Source organism: Pontibacter arcticus, assembly GCF_003284895.1.
Lineage (GTDB): Bacteria > Bacteroidota > Bacteroidia > Cytophagales > Hymenobacteraceae > Pontibacter > Pontibacter arcticus.
In genome coordinates this window covers 408,127-425,900 of record NZ_QMDV01000001.1, presented here as the reverse complement: position 1 = coordinate 425,900, position 17,774 = coordinate 408,127, and the positions used below count along the sequence as shown (strand labels likewise).

The window sequence follows — 17,774 nt, the reverse complement described above, 5'->3', positions numbered from 1 at the left end:
ATAGATACGATGGCAAAAGTTGCAATAAATCTCTCCACAGGGTCCCTTCAGCAGGAAGAAGTTATAGTAGGCATTGACTTAGGCACCACAAACAGCCTGGTTGCTTACATCCATCCTGATACAAAAACACCAACTGCAATTAATGATTTAGGTCGTGGTACCATTGTCCCGTCTGTTGTGCACTTTACAGCCAACGGCGAAACAATTATAGGTACTGAGGCTAAAGACTTTCTTATTTCTGACCCGGCTAATACCATTTATTCAGTTAAAAGGCTACTGGGCAAATCTTATCAGGACGTTGGCACGCACCAGGATTATTTCGGCTACAAGATCATCGACGATGACAGCGAAGGCCTGGTAAAAGTACGTGTACAGGATAAATTTTATTCTCCGATCGAGCTTTCCGCAGAAATACTGAAAGAACTGCGTGCCCGCGCCGAACACGCCCTTAAAACGCCGGTAAACCGCGCTGTTATTACTGTACCCGCTTACTTTAACGATTCGCAGCGGCAAGCAACACGCGATGCCGGCAAACTGGCAGGCTTGGAAGTCATGCGCATTGTAAACGAGCCAACAGCCGCAGCTTTAGCCTATGGCATTGGCCTGGACCAAACAGAAGAGAAAACCATAGCGGTCTATGATCTGGGTGGCGGTACGTTTGATATTTCGATCTTAAGTATACACCAGGGCATTTTCGAAGTACTTTCCACAAACGGCGATACCTATTTAGGCGGCGATGATTTTGACCGTGAGATCATTAATTACTGGATCGAGCAGAATAAACTGTCAGCTAATACTGTGAACCAGGATAAAAACCTCTCGCAGGAGTTGCGCCTGAAAGCCGAAGAAGCGAAAAAAGCGCTTAGCCAACAGCAGATATACCTGGGTAAGATTGGCGAAAGTATAGAATGCGGTATTACGCGGCACAAGTTCGAAGAACTAATAGCCCCGATAGTAGCCCGTACCGTAGAAAGCTGCCGCATGGCAATGGCTGATGCAAAGTTATCGCCGGAGCAGATAGATGCGGTTATTATGGTGGGTGGCTCTACACGCGTGCCGATGGTGTACGAAGCAGTGTCTACTTTCTTTGGAAAGCAGGCAAACAATTCGCTTAACCCTGATGAAGTAGTAGCGCTTGGTGCTGCTATTCAGGCTGATATTCTGGCAGGTAACCGCAAGGATATTTTACTGCTCGATATTACGCCGCTTACGCTGGGTCTCGAAACAATGGGCGGCCTGATGGATTCGATCATCCCGCGTAACTCCAAAATACCAACCAAGGCCGGCCGACAGTACACCACATCTATTGATGGGCAGGTGAACATGAAAATAGCCGTGTACCAGGGAGAGCGCGATCTTGTAAAAGAAAACAGAAAGCTGGCCGAATTCGACTTGAAAGGTATACCCGCCATGCCGGCCGGCTTCCCGAAAGTAGATGTAAACTTTATACTGAACGCAGACGGCATCCTGAAAGTGGAAGCCATAGAACTGCGCTCGGGTGTAAGGCAGGAAGTAGAGATAAAACCGCAGTATGGCCTGACCGATGCAGAAGTGGAGCAGATGCTGATGGATTCGATTACGCATGCGCGTGAAGACGTAGCAGCCCGTATGGTGATTGAGGCCCGTACCACAGCAGACCAGATGCTGTACCAGGTAGAGCGTTTCGTTCAGAAAAACGGACAGCACTTAACCGAAGCAGAAATACAACTGACAAACCAGAATCTGCAGAACTTACGCAGTGTACTAGCTAATAATGGCAGCAAAGATGAGATCCTGAAAGCGGTAGATATACTGGAAGAGCAAACGAGCCCGTTTGCGGAGCGCGTGATGCAGATTTCCATTAAGCAGGCAATGGCAGGCAAGAAAATCGAGTAACCTCGCTTAGTTATACTTCATTAAAAAGAAGAGGCCGTTATACTTTATAACGGCCTCTTCTTTTTAATGAAGTATACTTACAACCAATGCTTTTTCTTAAACCAAAGGTAAATACAAACTGTAACGATTGCCATAAGACCCATCACGGCCGGGTAGCCGATCCGCTCATCCAGCTCAGGCATAAACTCGAAATTCATACCGTAAACGCCAGCTATAAAGGTAAGCGGCAGAAAGAAAGCCGAGAAAATAGTGAGTACGCGCATCACCTCATTCGTTTTCTGCGAAGACAGCGACAAGTAAATATTGATCAGGTTATTTGTACTTTCATTGATCTCATCAAAAAGCGTTTCCAGGTGCACGTAAAGGTCTTTCAGATCCTGTACTTCGGGAGCAAGGGTACTGTTTAGCTGTAGATTGCTCAGAATTACTTCGGAAAGCCGAAACAAACGTTTGCAGACACTTGCTTTGCGTTTCAGGTGATAAAGCCCTTTTGTAAGCGCTGGCATCCGGCTCGTCAGAAAAATCTCCGCTTCGTAGTTATCCAGCTCTTCAGCGAGAAAGCGGGTAGGGGGCTCAAATGTTTTAAAAGCCGCTTTCAACAGTTTTATCAGCAAACCCGAAGAATTTCGGCCCAGGTTCGCCTGCACATACTTTTCATTCACTTCATCAATAAAAGCCAGTTCGTGCCTGTGGATGGTGATGATATACTTATCTGAAAAGAAGATGGCCAGTTTATTGGTGAGTTCCTGAATGGTATCGGCTTCTTCGTGCGCAGTTGGGTCGTAAATACGAACGATCATAAACACATCGTTCCCGATCTCCTCATACTTGGGCAAATGCTCCGGCTGCAGCGAGTCTATTACAGAAGCCGGGTGCAGGCCATACTTTGCAGCAACTTCCTGTAGTTCTTCTTTGCTTGGGTTCAGCAAATCTATCCACTCCCAGTCTGTTGTATCAGCAGCTTTTATAATTCTTTTCACGACGGGTTCAGGTTAGATGTATACTTTAAAAGCCGGCTTTATACTTTCAGTTTATAGCTGCACGCCAAACTTTTTGCCTAAGCTTTCGAGGTCACGCTCTACAGGCTCCAGTAACGGAATTCCGGCTTTCAGGCGCTTGGCGGTCATTATACGTTCCGGATCGCCGGGAATAAGTACAGCTTTTTTCCCTTTTACTACATCTGCATTCCGGAAAGTTTCGATCCAGTTATCCATGTGCGCTTTAAAGTCTTCGGCAGGCCGGAAAGCATCCACGCTCATCGCTCCAAAAAAGTGCCCGATTCCTTTGCCTACCAGGTTCTCGGCTACCGGCAAAAAGCTAACAAACGGCGGGACCCACGGCCCATAATTGGCACCGGATAACACCGCCGAAAAAATATCTACAACCGCCGATAACGCATAGCCTTTGTGGCTGCCCATTGTTTTGTTACTGCCCAGCGGAAGCAAAGCGCCACCATCTTTTAATTCGTGTGGGTTAGAGGTTCGTCCGCCGGAAGCAGTTTGTATCCAGCCGATAGGTGCTTTCTTATTTTTGCGTTGCAGGATTTCCAGTTTCCCGTTTGCGGCGGCAGCTGTGGCCAAGTCGGCAACAAACGGTGGCTGGCGATTGGCTGGCACCGCTACGGCAATCGGGTTGGTGCCCAGCATACGTTGCGTCGAAAAAGTAGGTGCTACCAGCGGCGAAGCGTTCGTCATGGCCATCCCGATCATATCGTGCACCAAAGCTTTCATGGCGTGGTAACCGGCAATGCCAAAGTGGTTCGAGTTGCAAACCGATACCCAGCCCGTGCCTACATTGCCAGCTTTAGCAATAGCAATATCCATAGCGCGCGGCGCTACTACCAAACCTAAACCGCCGTCGCCGTCCACGGTGGCAGTGCCAGGGCGCTCGTGTATTATTTTGATGGCTGGTTTTACGTTGATCCGGCCGGCTTCCCAAAGGCGCACATACCCGCTTAAACGGGCAACGCCATGCGAGTCTACGCCGCGCAGATCTGCTTCAAGCAACACTTCGGTAGCAAGCTGCGCATCTTCGGGCGGGCAACCCATATTTAAAAAAACCTCCTGGGTAAACTGGAAAAGCTGTTGATATGAATACATAGTATAAATCTAAGTTAGAGCGGCAAATTAAATAAATTATCACAGCAAAGCCGCAGTTAGCATCACTTTCCAAAACATCGACTTTACTTACTGGGATCTGATATAACGCAGGCCATTCAGAAATATTCTTCTTTTTCTATACTTTAGGACTTGCATCCGAAATGTGGCTCAGAATTTGGTAAAAGCTAAAATGGACGCAACTCATACTTTACCTATGAAAAGAACTATACTTTCTTTGTGGTGTTTTGCCCTGGTGCTGATGGCGCAGGCGCAAACCAAACTGGTTTTCGAAGAAACAAAACCAGAAGCTTACCTCCTGAAATACAACGGAGGTGGCAACAGCCAGGCGGCTGTAAATAACATTATCAATTTACTGAAGACAAACCAGGTAGTTGCAAAAGGGGGTGGCCGACCAAACCGGATGCCCGAATTTATACTTCGTTTTGAGCAGCAGGCCCGCATTGCCAACCAGGGAAACGAATTACAGCTTAACGTAAAACTCACTAAACTGGAAACTGCAGGCGATGTTACCTTCCGGGATTTTGAGTTGGCCGATGCGCTTTATCCGGATAAGATCACTTATAAAATTAACCTGTTAAGTGGTGGCCGTGTCCTGAAAACCTTTTCTGAAAGTATAGCCCTTGCTAAAAATGAAGTGGTGTTGCTGGATGTGCTCGTGCCCGATTCAGCAAAAGCGCAAAATTATACGTTGCAAATAGTGGAGAAAGAGCTGGTGTATAGCAACAGCGCCCGTGTGCAGGCCCGGCTCGATCTGATAAAAGAATATTATGCTGCGCATGCAACTGTGCAAACCTTGTTTAAAGAAGGCCAGCGCATACAGCCCGGCGATGTGGACATATTGCGGGCACAGGACCGCGAACTGCGTGCGCTGGAAGAGAAAGCAGAAAGTATAAAAGTAGCGCCACTCAGAGAAAAACTGAACCTGCAGAAGCACGACCCGAAGCAAATGCTGGCAAACCTACGCCAGGTAAACGAACTGCTGGAAGAAAAACGCAAAGCCATAAACTATGCACTGGCAACTTTAGATCAGCAGTTTTACAACAAAGGTTATGCACTCTTAGGCAGGGGAAACCATACGTTGGCACATACTTACTTTGTAAAAGCAGTGGAAGTAAACTCTGCCTTTGCACCGGCACACCTGCAACTGGCCCGCATCGATTTTACCGCTGGTAGCGTACGTGAAGCAGCAGGCCGCACCCGCGACATACTTACCAAAATGCGCACCGACCGCCAGACAGAAGAAATGGCAATGGGCCTGGCACACGATATTTATACGTTGTTTATCAGTGAGGGCAATAGCCTGAACAGCCGTGGCGATTACCGTACAGCCTTAATTGCTTATAACGATGCACGCGCTTTCTGCAGCACTATTGGCGGTTTACGCTGCAACCTGCCTGCTATAAATGATGGCGAAGCCCGTGCTGCAACCGGCGCTTACCGGAACATGTTAAGGGAAGGCAAACAGTTGCTAGCTAAAAATGATTTGGCCGGTGCCGAGCGTGTAGTGGCGGATGCTTTTCAGTTTCAGGAGCAGTATGCTATTATTTTGCAGGATGAACGCGGAGCAGATGAGTTGCAGAACCAGGTAAAGTTTCAGTTTTACTTGCAGTACATTGATGGGGGTAAACGCAGTTTGAGCCAGCAAAACAACACCGAAGCCCTGGAGCAGTTTGAAGAAGCCTTGGAACTGGAGCAACAGTATACGTTCAAGCCTATACCCGAACTACAGCAACTGGCTAAAAAAGCAGCTAAACCCGTTATACTTTTGAAATTAACCGAAGGCTACCAACTGGCACAAGGCAACAAACTGGCTGATGCGCGTAATGCTTCTGCTGAGGCAACGGCGCTGCAAAACCGTTATGCCCTGCAACAGGACAAAGATGTGCAGATACAAAATGCACTGCTACGCGAACGGATTTTTACCCAGGAATGCCTGAATGCACAGGCGCTTTACGACAAACATTTCCAGAATGGTAAGGCGTTAGCGCAGCAAAAGCAATTCATCGCCGCCGACCAGGCGTATCGTGCAGCCATCAAAATAGCAGAAGCAAATACGGTTTGTACTATTGCCTCGTTTACGGCAACTGATGCCCGGGCAGCCATTGCGCCAGCCGTAGCGTATCAGCAGAAACTGGAAGATATAAACAGACAGGTCGCTAAAAACCGTTATCTTGAAGCTATTACGTTATATTCCGAAGCCGAGAAAGTATACCTGGCTGATAAAGTGAATCGGTTTGGCCTGGACCATATCTCGCTTTTCAACTTTTCGAAAGAACACCAGAAGCAGCCGTTTACAGCAGCGGTAGTAGATCATTTTGCAGCCCTAGGAGAGGAGCAGGTAGCCATACAACTCTTAAACAGTTTGCTGGTGAAAGGCTATGCCAAACGCAAAACCAAAAAAGTACAGGAGCAACTTGGCAAGCAACTTGCAACCGAAGATGTAGCGCGTGCCGCAACCGGAAGTATAGAAACGCTGGCAGCCCAGCACACGCAAAACAGCAAAGACCTTAAAAATCTGGGCAAGGCCTACCAGAAAGAACGCAGGAAATTGATGAAATCTTAAAAGCCCACAAAGTATAACTTCAGAAAAAAAGGCGCTTTAGAATTTCTCTAAAGCGCCTTTTTTTATTTCAGCTGCATCTCACCAATCGAGATGTTGTATTCTTTTTTCTCTTTGTTGTAGCGGATGCTATACTTGGTTGGGTAGTAAAGGCCTCGCTTCAGGAAATCGGCAGGCTGCTTTAATGTATACGTATCGTTTGGTAAAGTCTGCAGGTATTCCAACGTAAACATCGGCTCATAAAAACTTACTTTACCGGCATAGGAGCCATAAATAAAGGTCTGATTGAACAGATGGCCATTAAATTCGGGCGTAAACTTATCAAGCCAGTGTTTGCCCATCTCCGGCACATTTACATTTATATCAATGTAATCTGCTGGCAGGTATTTGGCATCCGGAATCTCTTTTATTTTAGGGTCCAGGTTATCAGGGCCTATCTTCTTACGGTCCTCGCTCGTGATCATGTAAAAGTGGGCATCAAAGTGCGGCACCTGGTAAATTTCCGGCGGATGGCCCATCGGGTTCCAGTCTACCACTACATGGTTAAAAGGAGTATGCTGCTTTACTTCCGCAGGCAGCTCCATTTCATAATAGATAATGTGGCCTTCATAATTGGAGTGGTCGTCCTGTGGCAGGCTTTTTACGGCTTCTTCCGATATACTTACGCCTACCTCCAGGGGTTTGCCGTTTACATCAAAAGTTGCCCAGGTGCGGCCTGTGCCGTCTCCCATCGCCACGCTTTTACCATACAGGGTTTTGTTGGCTAAAGGGTTTGTATCTTCCTCATTATCACAGGCGGTAGTGAAAGCGAGAAAAGAAACAGCCAGGCTGAAAAATAAAATTCTGTTAATTTTCATTGGATCTATTATTACAGGCGCAAAGATAGAACACATTCCCGGATTATACTTCGTGCAGTACAGTTTGGAGCACACCTTCTTTTAGTGCATACGCCGATACCCGTATCTGATCTAAGTTGTAAGTCTGAAGTATAAAATCTACCAGTATACTTGCCAGCACGATCATATCTACGCGCATTTCCAGCATACCGGGTATTGCCAGCCGTTCGTCGTGGTTTTTGCGGAGCAGTTCTTCGTGGATAGCGTAATAAGCTTCTAGGCTGAGTTCAGAAGCGGCCGGTATATGTTGCTGGCGCGAGGTATCGCCTTTGCGCAGCGCCTCTATATCGCAGAGCGTATCAAACGTACCCGACGAGCCTACCAATACAGTGGGTTTATACTTCGCGATAGCCTCGGTAAGTGGTTGTAATCTCTCTGCTAAGTAGGCTTTCTCGGCGGCTATACTTTCTGCAGGGATCGGATCCTGGGTAAAGAACTGGTCCATCAGGCGCTGGGCTCCAATTTCGAAGCTTTGTTTCCAGTAGATTTCCTGGTTGTTAGCAAGTATAAATTCCACGCTTCCGCCGCCAATATCCATGATCAAAGCCGTTTGTGCATCCAGCACGCCAGCCGAGCGCACACCGTAGTAGATCAGTTCGGCTTCGCGGGCGCCGTCTATTACTTCTACTTTTATACTTGTCTGTTCCAGAATATCCTGCACAAAGGCTTCGCCGTTCGCTGCATTGCGTACCATGCTGGTCGCCATTGCCCTGACAGTTTGTACCTGGTGGGCATCAATCTGGCGCTTAAAATCCTGCAGGGTTTGCAGTGCGCGTTCGTAGGCTTCCGGCGCAATAGCACCGTTGCTGATGCCACCTTGCCCCAAACGCACCGGCACTTTGGTTTTTACAAAATCGTGGCGCTGGCCGTTTTCATCTACTTCGGTTATAAGCAGGTGAAAGGTGTTGGTTCCCATATCGATGAGGGCGAGGCGTTTTTTCATAGGGAGGGTTTTTGTTATATATCGGACTTAAGTAAATGGCGGCGGAGGCCGTCTGCCGTTTGTACATTGTTAGCGGTTGGTTGTTTCACAGCTTAATTAATTATTTCTCCTTTATTATTCGCCAATTTTTCACGAAATTTTTGAAGTTCTTCGGGAGTTTGCCGGACCCAATCTGTTACTTCTCCTACAATTTTCAATGGGGACTCGGAACGGTATGAACGAGTCGGGTTGCCTGGGAATTTTTTATCTGTAAGGTTGGGATCATTTTCGTAAATGCCAGTTGGTTCAACCATATACACTCGTTCAACCCCATCACCCTTTGCTAATGCAGCAGCAAGTCCTGCTCCGTTAACCAGGGCTGTGAAGTAAATATGGTTCATTTTAATTTCAGATTTATAATTAGAATTACCACCTGTCTTTAAATAATCGCCTACCTTCAAATCTGCTTTCGTGCCATGGTAAAAGGGACCTTTGTCAGAAGGATTATTTTGAAATGAAATTGCCAATTCAGAATTCTCTTTTGCTTTCTTTGTGTCATGTAAATCTTCATAGCATTTCGCAATATTCAAATAGAGAGCAGGTAGAGCACTTTTAACGGAGTCATTATTTGTTGATAAAGCAAACTGCAAAGTTGATTCAAGCCACTTTAATTTTTCGGCAGCAGTTGTTTGCATTCGGGCTATATAATGGGCTGCAAGAAATTTTTCAAAATTGTTAGACGCTTCGTTCCAACCCTTCTGAAATAGCTTGATTGCCTCTTCAGGTTTACCATTTTCTTCCATATCCATACCTTGAAGACAGAGTTTTACCACATTGTTGAAGGGCGAGAATTCCATATTCTACTTATATTAGCTAATTATCAATTTAAGTTCCTTTTGTTGATATGGCATGGAATAGTCTTTACAATAACCACTAACATGCTTGTGCATAATATGGGTGAGGCGTCAGCCGAGCATGACGTTTGTGCTTTGTTAGCCACGGCTTTTATTTAAGAGGAGTAGTGGCGCCCACTCTATTTACAAAAAACAAGGCGTCATAAAGCTCCCCATAAGTTCCTTCTACCAAGACATGATTATTTCGCATGAAGAGCGGGCGTGAGAACAAAGGTTTGTTGCGTTCTGAGTTTGCAATAAACATGAGCTCATAGCGCTCCTTATCCAGCAGCCTTGCCAAATGATGATCATCCCTAGGTTTAATACTAACAGGCTTAAACCCTTGATTAGGCACATGCATAAGCAGCTCTCCTTGACTAAAATCAAAGCCAATGATTTTAACTTCTTTTGGTATGAGTTCCTTTAAGAAAGCTCCCATCGGAGCCTTATAGTATGTTGTATTGAATGACTTGACAACATGTGCATTGTGCGCCCATACCATAAGCTTATCTCTGCTGCCGACACTATCATAAATTCGTACAACGTTTGCTGCCATGCAACTGTCACGATACCTACTAGAGGCTTCGGTCGGATAGAGTCCTTCGCGCTGCTTACTACTATAAATGTTCTTCATTTCCACCGCTTCCAGATGCCGCTGTAGATTTGCCTTGTCTGGGTGGTTGCTCTCCAGTTTGTTAACCATAGTTTTAATATGAGCAAGCATTGAATCGTCCACTCGGTGCGTATAGTGCTCCTGACGGGGAACTTCAGATATGGTGAATTTACTGGTACTTGTAATCTTATTTAACTTTTCGGTAAGAAACTGAAGTGACTGGTAGGCAAACTGTATGTCTATCCCCCAGAACTTGATCTTTTTATCTGATGTCTTAGTGGCATTATAGTCCTTCATCCACTCCAGGAGCCGGCTAAACTCTTCTGTGTGATAGGGCCATGTGTAGTATGCTTCCTTAGCCAAACTCTTGGAGTCTGTTTGCAGATCACCTACTATGAAGGCATTGAACTTCTCGCACACGGCCAGGTTCTCTTCCAATACAAAGTGCCTGAAGTCTCTCTCTTCAACTAAATATTTTAAGAGAGCTGTCTTCACAGTAAAGAACTCGCTCCCTCCATGACTTGCCTCACCTACCATTACAACTCGCTTATTCCCAAAGAACGGAGCAATAGCTTCAAAATCCCTATTGGTCAGAGAGTCTGGCTGTGGAAGTTTATTGAACTCTGCCAAAGATTGCCCTGCGCATACTCCAGCTAATAGAAACAATAGTAAAAAGAGAGCAATAAATTCTTTATTCATGAAAGTAACGGCTCAACGGGCTCGACTTTGCCGTGGCGTAGCTACGGTAAAGGTGTGGTTAGGAGATGTTTTACCCTTCAATCCTCCCAGACTGTTCTAACAAAGGTTGCATTCGTATGAAAAACTACTCCATTAATTTCGTCATTTCCAGCAAGACCTCCTAATTTTCCTAAAGTGTTGCAGTCAGAATCTATAACTTCGGCACTGCCGTCACGAAGGCAATTTCCAGGACTGAGAACATAGACTGTTTCGTCTTGGAAACTAAACTCTCTGACAGAATTGCCAGTATCACAGGGGGACATTTTTTTAAGTGTTTTTATTTTATCTTCAAGACAGTTAGGAACTCCTGGAGCAATATCTAAGTCCTCGCAACCAGTTAAAAATGAAATAGCAAAAAGCAACGTCAGAATTTCTTTTTTCATAATTTCAAGATGGCGAAAGGTATATTTATTAACCGGTTTATTTAGGATTCTTTATTTAGCCATTTGGTTGCATATATTAATAAATTAACTGCCAACTCCGGGATATAAGTAATAAACAAACGCTTTTTGTAGAAAACGACCGACAACGTAATCGTTCGGGCGAGTATACTTCTGCAACGGACTATTTCCCTACAGAACTAAACCTGAAGAAAGTCCCCAGCGGCAACTTACGGTCGCCGCTATCGTGCAAGTATAACTCGCCGAGCTCTTCGTTCTTTACTTGTTCCCCAAAAGTCAGGCGCATCAGGTTATCGAGCACCATCGCCGAAAAGCCGATTGAGTATAAATTAATCAGCAGGAAATAATCAGTGCCATCCAGCATGTCGCGGCAAAGCTTGATCATCTCATTCAGTTCTTCTTCCAGTTGCCATTTTTCGCCGTTAGGGCCGCGACCATAGCTGGGTGGGTCCAGGATGATGCCGTTATACTTGTTGCCACGCTTTACTTCGCGGCGGGCATACTTCATGGCATCTTCCACAATCCAGCGCACGTTGTCCAGGTTGCTGGCTTCCATGTTGTCGCGGGCCCAGAAGTTTACCTGTTTGATAGAATCTAAGTGCGTTACATCCGCGCCGGCGGCTTTGGCAGCCAATGTGGCAGCGCCGGTATAGGCAAACATGTTCAGTACTTTGGGTTGTTTTGTCTTGAGTTGGCGGGTGGTGTCGTAAATATACTTCCAGTTGCTGTCCTGCTCCGGAAACAGGCCCACGTGCTTAAAAGACGATAAACCCAACCGGAAACGCAGCTTCAGGTCGTTGTACTGGTAATTGATGTACCATTGCTCGGGCATTTCCTTCTTCAGTTTCCACTGGCCTTTTTCCTGGCTGCCTTTGTCGCGGGTAAAGGTGGCCTGGGCCATACGCTGCCACTCTGTTGCGGGCAGGTGCTTGTCCCAGATGGCCTGCGGCTCAGGGCGGGCAATGTAATAGGGGCCAAAACGCTCCAGTTTCTCAAAATTTCCGCTGTCTACCAGTTCGTAATCAGGCCAGTTTTCTGTTGTAAGAAAGGAATACATATCTTTGTGGTTTAAAAGAGGCTGCGTGCCCCGTCAGGCAAAAGTACGACTAATCCGGCTAACCTGAAAAAGGCGCGCACTTGCTGTTTTATACGTTAGATATTATGCCATTAAGCTTTTATAAATACCAGGGCACGGGGAACGACTTTGTGATGGTCGATAACCGTAAACTTAGTTTTCCATCCGAAGACGAAGCGCTTGTAAAAAGCCTCTGCGACCGCCGCACAGGCATTGGTGCCGACGGCCTTATACTTTTGCAGGACCACCCGGACTACGATTTCGAGATGGTATACTTTAACGCCGACGGCCGACTGGGTTCTATGTGCGGAAACGGTGCGCGCTGCACCGTACGTTTTGCCAAGCAACTGGGCGTGATAGAAGATGTAGCCTGCTTTCTGGCAGCCGACGGCGAGCACCAGGCAAGTATAGAACGCGACCTGATCCTGCTGCACATGAACGATGTGAAAGAAATAGAGCAAGTAGGGGAGGATTATTACTTAAACACCGGCTCACCGCATTATGTACGCTTTGTAGACGATGTGCAGGCGCTGGATGTATTTGCGGAAGGCCGCGCTATACGCTACAACGAACGCTTTAACGCTGTAGGCACCAATGTTAACTTTGTTCAGAAACTAGCCGAAGATGAGATCTATGTGCGCACGTACGAGCGTGGCGTGGAAGACGAAACCTTATCTTGCGGGACAGGCGTAACGGCCTGCGCACTGGTTGCCAGCCGCAACGGTTTCAGTAGCCCCATTAAAGTAAAAACACCTGGCGGCGATTTGCAGGTAACCTTTGTAGAAAACGAAGCCGGTTTTAAAACCATTTACCTCATCGGGCCGGCCAAACTGGTGTTTAGCGGCACCGTTCCGGTATAGCCAGGTATAAATGTATGGCCTCTTGTGGGTGCTGTATAAATATATTGCCTGCCGCAAGATTTTATCTTGTGGTTATTTATGGAGCAAGTTTCCAACTTGCGTAAGTATGGCCAGGTATAAATTGAAATTGCTATTGGTTCACGCAAGCTGAAAGCTTGCTGTTATGAGAAACCACGAGTTGAAAACTCGCGGCAGATATTATTTAATGATTGTGTTCTAAGTTTTAGCCTCTTTTTGAAAAAGGTATTTATAAAATATAAATTAAACCCAGACGCACGTGTTCCTGAAAACAGACCATACTTTTCTGCGGGCCTTAGAGCCCGGCGACATCGATTTCCTGTACGCCCTGGAAAACGATGTGACGGTCTGGCATATTGGCAACACCTTGATGCCCTACTCTAAATTTGTGCTGGAGCAATACCTCGAAAACGCAGCCCTCGATCTTTATACCATCAAGCAGTTGCGCCTCGTTATCTGCAACCAGAACCACGAAGCCGTAGGTGCCATCGACCTTTTCGATTTTGACCCGCTCCACCGCCGTGCCGGCATTGGCGTAATGATACTGGCAGAACACCGCAGCAACGGCCATGCTTCTGATGCCCTTAAACTATTACTGCAATACTGCCAGCAAACGTTGCAACTGCACCAGGTTTATTGTTCGGTTACCACCAACAACCTGGCAAGTATAAACCTGTTCACCAAAGCAGCTTTCGAGCAGGTAGGCATCCGGAAACAATGGTTGCGCACACCCGATGGGTGGGACGATGTAGTGGAAATGCAGCGTGTTTTTTGATCTAGTTAACCACCCCGCCTGCGGCACCCCTCCTTGAAAAAAGGAGGGGAGTTAGCTCCGTCAAAGACATTTGCTTTAAACAGAAGTATAATTCATACTTTATTGAGAATAAAAATTTAAGCTGATCTAAGAAAAAAAACTTATCCCAGTTCTTGGGTTGAGCGCCTTTTACTTGTTGCGGTGCCACGCCAGTGGCAGCCCGCAGCGGAGCGAATAGAGGGCCCCTACCCCCGGCAAGCTTCAAGTAAACAGCGCGAAGCCCGAGAACGAGTCCCAGCGGACTTGGAGCGAAAAATCCAACCATACAACTTATACTTTAAAAGTTAAAAAGACATAAGCTACGCGCAAAGTATAAACTCACCCCAAACTTACCTGTTCTGGCACAGCGCCTTGCAGGCAAAACCAGTAAATAGCAAACCAGCTATACTTTGCCTGTAAATTTGGCAGTAACTACGCGAAGGTGTTATTATGGTATTGTTTTAGTGCAAGAGATTAGAAATATCAGAAAAACACCTTATTTTTGATGATATTGCGAACTAAGGATTTCATTTTAAGCACCACATACAGATGTTTGATTTTTTCGGTAAAACCGTTGCGAAACTATTCGGAACCAAATCCGACAGAGATATAAAGGAAGTTTTACCTTATGTATCTATTATAAATGCAGAATATGCGCGGTTAAGCACGCTTTCAGATGATGAGCTCCGCCAGAAAACCATTGAGGTAAAAGGCACCATAGATGCTTTCTTAAAGCCGATCGATGAGCAGATAGCCGCTTTGCACAAGCGTGTAGCCGACGAAACGCAGCTGGATATTGTGCAGAAAGAAGCCATCTTTACGCAGATAGATAACCTGGAAAAAGAGCGTAACAAAAGCCTTGAAAAAGTGCTGATGGACGTAATGCCGGTAACATTTGCCATTGTAAAAGAAACCTCCCGCCGCTGGAAAGAGAACGGACAGCTTGTTGTTACAGCCAATGAAAGAGACCGCGAACTGGCATCCCATAAAAGCAATGTAAGGATAGAAGGCGACAAAGCCATCTGGCTGAACAAATGGGAAGCTGCCGGCACCGAAATTACCTGGGATATGCTGCATTACGATGTACAGTTGATAGGTGGCGTTGTGCTGCACCAGGGTAAAATTGCTGAGATGGCCACAGGTGAAGGTAAAACATTGGTGGCGACACTACCGTCGTTCCTGAACGCTTTGTCTGGCCGTGGCGTGCACGTTGTAACTGTAAACGACTACCTGGCCAAGCGTGACTCGGAATGGATGGCTCCTTTATTTGAGTTCCATGGCCTGACGATCGATTGTATTGACAAGCACCAGCCAAACTCGGAAGCCCGCCGTAACGCATACCGCGCCGATGTTACTTATGGTACCAACAACGAGTTCGGTTTCGATTACCTCCGCGATAACATGAGCCGCGAGCCGCAGGATTTAGTGCAGCGCAAGCACCACTATGCTATGGTCGATGAGGTTGACTCCGTTTTAATTGATGATGCCCGTACGCCACTGATCATTTCCGGTCCGGTCCCGCGTGGCGATGAGCATGAATTTTACCAACTGAAGCCACGCATTTCGATGCTGGTGGAGGCGCAGCGTAAAGTAGTAAACAACTTCCTGACAGAAGCCAAGCGCCTCATCAAAGAAGGTAATACTCAGGAAGGTGGTGTATCATTGTTCAGAGCGTACCGTGGTTTACCAAAAAGCAAGCCGCTAATCAAGTTCCTGAGTGAGCAGGGTAACCGCGCCATCCTTCAGAAAACCGAAAACTTCTACCTGCAGGATAACTCCCGCCAGATGCCGGAAGCCGATGAACCGTTATACTTCACCATCGACGAAAAGCATAACCAGATCGAACTGACCGAGAAAGGCATCGACCTGATTACAGGCCAGGGCGAAGACCCGACTTTCTTTATCATGCCAGATATCGGAACGGAGATCGCTAACATCGAAAACGATAAAGTACTTGCCGCAGAAGATAAACTGCACGCCAAAGAAACCCTTATTGCAGATTTCCAGGAGAAATCGAAGCGTATCCATACTATCAACCAATTATTAAAAGCTTATACTTTATTTGAGAAGGATACCGAGTACATCGTTACCCCGGATAATAAAGTGAAGATTGTAGATGAGCAGACGGGCCGTGTGATGGAAGGCCGCCGTTATTCGGATGGTTTGCACCAGGCGATTGAAGCGAAAGAGAACGTGAAGGTAGAAGACGCCACACAAACTTACGCTACCGTTACGCTGCAGAACTACTTCCGTATGTACCACAAACTGGCTGGTATGACGGGTACTGCCGAAACAGAAGCAGGCGAGTTCTGGGATATCTACAAACTGGATGTAGTGGTTATACCTACCAACCGCCCGATCCAAAGAAAAGACGAGCACGACAAAGTATACAAAACCACCCGCGAGAAGTATAACGCCGTAGCAGACGAAATTGTAGCCTTAACGGAAGCCGGCCGGCCTGTGCTGGTTGGTACCACGTCGGTTGAGATTTCGGAGCTCCTGAGCCGTATGCTTACCCTGCGTAAGATAAAGCACCAGGTACTGAACGCCAAAATGCACCAGAAAGAAGCCGAAATTGTGGCTGAAGCTGGTAAGCCGGGTACTGTAACCATTGCCACCAACATGGCCGGTCGTGGTACGGATATTAAGCTTACACCAGAGTCGAAAGCGGCAGGTGGTCTGGCCATTGTTGGTACAGAGCGCCACGAGTCCCGCCGTGTAGATCGCCAGTTGCGTGGTCGTTCCGGTCGTCAGGGGGATGTAGGTTCTTCGCAGTTCTTCATCTCGCTGGAAGATAACCTGATGCGCTTGTTCGGATCGGATAGAATTGCCCGACTGATGGACCGCATGGGTCTGGAAGAAGGCGAAGTGATTCAGCACTCCATGATCACGAATTCTATCGAGCGTGCTCAGAAGAAAGTAGAAGAAAACAACTTTGGGCAGCGTAAGCGTTTGCTGGAGTATGATGACGTGATGAACGCACAGCGTGAAGTGGTGTACAAACGCCGCCGTAACGCCCTGTATGGCGAGCGCTTGGAACTGGACATCTGGAACATGATCTACGATATCAGCGAAGACATGGTGCTGAACTATAAAAACAGCAATGACTACGATAACTTCCAGCTGCACAGCATCCGTGTGTTCGGCATGGAGCCGAAGATAACCGAGCAGGAGTTTAAATCGTTGCCGGCCAATAAACTGGCAGAGAACCTTTACAACGAAGCGCTTACCTATTACCTGACCAGAAACAAGCAAACCGGCGAGCATGCCTTCCCGATTATTGCCGATATCCACCAGAACCGTGGGCCGATGATCGAGAACATTGCCGTACCATTTACAGATGGAAAGCGCCAGCTTACGGCTGTTGCCAACCTGACAAAGACGTACGAATCGCATGGTGCTGAGCTGATCCGGGCAATGGAGAAGATCATCACCTTAGGCACCATCGACCAGGCCTGGACAGACCACCTGCGCCAGATGGACGACCTGAAGCAATCGGTACAGAATGCGGTGTACGAGCAGAAAGATCCGTTACTGATTTACAAATTCGAATCGTTTGAGTTGTTCAAGCGCATGATCGGAAAAGTAAACGAAGAAACGATCAACTTCCTGTTCCACGCTTATATTCCGATTCAGGCACCAGAGCAGGTACAGGAGCCGGTTCGACCGCCGATGGCACCAAAAGCGCCTGTGTTGCAGGAGCAGAAAGCAGAAATACATTCGTCACTGGAAAATGAAGACGGGCAGACTTCCATGCAGGCTCCTGAGCCATCGCGCATGATGCCGGTACATGCAGAAAGAATTGCCGGCCGTAACGACCGCGTAAACGTGCAGTACAGTGATGGCCGCGTTTTGAAGGACGTAAAGTATAAAACAGTAGAAGACGATCTGCTGAACAACCGCTGCGTTCTGATAGAAGAGTAAAACAAAAAACAACAGCCATTAGCCAAAAGTTAATGGCTGTTGTTTTTAATGGCAGTACGTAGTAGCGCTGTGGTGTTTGGTTAGCT

At 46.9% G+C, this 17,774-nt stretch carries 13 protein-coding genes; 5 read left to right on the top strand and 8 right to left on the bottom strand.

Annotated features, from left to right (window positions below):
- The first annotated feature begins 9 nt into the window (after positions 1–9).
- Complete coding sequence (gene dnaK / locus DP923_RS01905) at positions 10–1,875, top strand: molecular chaperone DnaK (protein ID WP_112303881.1); 1,866 nt, start codon at positions 10–12, stop codon at positions 1,873–1,875.
- Positions 1,876–1,952: 77 nt separating this feature from the next.
- Here dnaK and DP923_RS01900 read toward each other — a convergent pair whose 3' ends face one another.
- Together DP923_RS01900 and DP923_RS01895 are read right to left on the bottom strand one after the other, a co-directional pair.
- A complete protein-coding gene (locus tag DP923_RS01900; protein ID WP_112303880.1) occupies positions 1,953–2,855 on the bottom strand; it encodes a magnesium transporter CorA family protein in 903 nt (300 codons plus the stop codon).
- A gap of 51 nt (positions 2,856–2,906) precedes the next feature.
- Complete coding sequence (locus DP923_RS01895) at positions 2,907–3,974, bottom strand: Ldh family oxidoreductase (RefSeq protein ID WP_112303879.1); 1,068 nt, start codon at positions 3,972–3,974, stop codon at positions 2,907–2,909.
- Positions 3,975–4,188: 214 nt separating this feature from the next.
- On the opposite strand from DP923_RS01895, the gene DP923_RS01890 reads away from it, so the two are divergent.
- Positions 4,189–6,558 carry a tetratricopeptide repeat protein gene (locus DP923_RS01890; protein WP_239020905.1) on the top strand — a complete coding sequence of 790 codons (2,370 nt, stop codon included), beginning with the start codon at positions 4,189–4,191 and terminating at the stop codon, positions 6,556–6,558.
- A gap of 62 nt (positions 6,559–6,620) precedes the next feature.
- Here DP923_RS01890 and DP923_RS01885 read toward each other — a convergent pair whose 3' ends face one another.
- The 6 genes from DP923_RS01885 to DP923_RS01860 all read right to left on the bottom strand — a co-directional run bounded on the left by DP923_RS01885 (position 6,621) and on the right by DP923_RS01860 (position 12,075).
- On the bottom strand, positions 6,621–7,412 hold the full coding sequence (locus DP923_RS01885) for a DUF5602 domain-containing protein (protein WP_112303878.1): 792 nt from the start codon (positions 7,410–7,412) through the stop codon (positions 6,621–6,623).
- Between the two features lie 43 nt (positions 7,413–7,455).
- Positions 7,456–8,394, bottom strand: coding sequence for a Ppx/GppA phosphatase family protein (locus DP923_RS01880; protein WP_112303877.1), 939 nt, complete (start codon positions 8,392–8,394; stop codon positions 7,456–7,458).
- Positions 8,395–8,486: 92 nt separating this feature from the next.
- Positions 8,487–8,900, bottom strand: a complete 414-nt coding sequence (arr, locus tag DP923_RS16920; RefSeq protein WP_394341171.1) for an NAD(+)--rifampin ADP-ribosyltransferase — start codon at positions 8,898–8,900, stop codon at positions 8,487–8,489.
- 478 nt (positions 8,901–9,378) lie between these two features.
- Complete coding sequence (locus tag DP923_RS01870) at positions 9,379–10,578, bottom strand: erythromycin esterase family protein (protein WP_112303875.1); 1,200 nt, start codon at positions 10,576–10,578, stop codon at positions 9,379–9,381.
- A 77-nt stretch (positions 10,579–10,655) separates the two neighbouring features.
- Entirely contained in the window at positions 10,656–11,000 is a 345-nt protein-coding gene (locus tag DP923_RS01865; RefSeq protein WP_112303874.1) for a DUF6970 domain-containing protein, read from the bottom strand.
- Positions 11,001–11,181: 181 nt separating this feature from the next.
- Positions 11,182–12,075 (bottom strand): class I SAM-dependent methyltransferase, encoded by an 894-nt coding sequence (locus DP923_RS01860; RefSeq protein WP_112303873.1) that lies wholly within the window; start codon positions 12,073–12,075, stop codon positions 11,182–11,184.
- 104 nt (positions 12,076–12,179) lie between these two features.
- Between DP923_RS01860 and dapF the strand changes: the two genes are divergently transcribed.
- The 3 genes from dapF to secA all read left to right on the top strand — a co-directional run bounded on the left by dapF (position 12,180) and on the right by secA (position 17,688).
- Complete coding sequence (gene dapF, locus DP923_RS01855; protein WP_112303872.1) at positions 12,180–12,953, top strand: diaminopimelate epimerase; 774 nt, start codon at positions 12,180–12,182, stop codon at positions 12,951–12,953.
- Positions 12,954–13,230: 277 nt separating this feature from the next.
- Complete coding sequence (locus tag DP923_RS01850) at positions 13,231–13,746, top strand: GNAT family N-acetyltransferase (RefSeq protein ID WP_112303871.1); 516 nt, start codon at positions 13,231–13,233, stop codon at positions 13,744–13,746.
- 567 nt (positions 13,747–14,313) lie between these two features.
- Positions 14,314–17,688 (top strand): preprotein translocase subunit SecA, encoded by a 3,375-nt coding sequence (secA, locus tag DP923_RS01840; protein WP_112303869.1) that lies wholly within the window; start codon positions 14,314–14,316, stop codon positions 17,686–17,688.
- Positions 17,689–17,774: the final 86 nt, after the last annotated feature.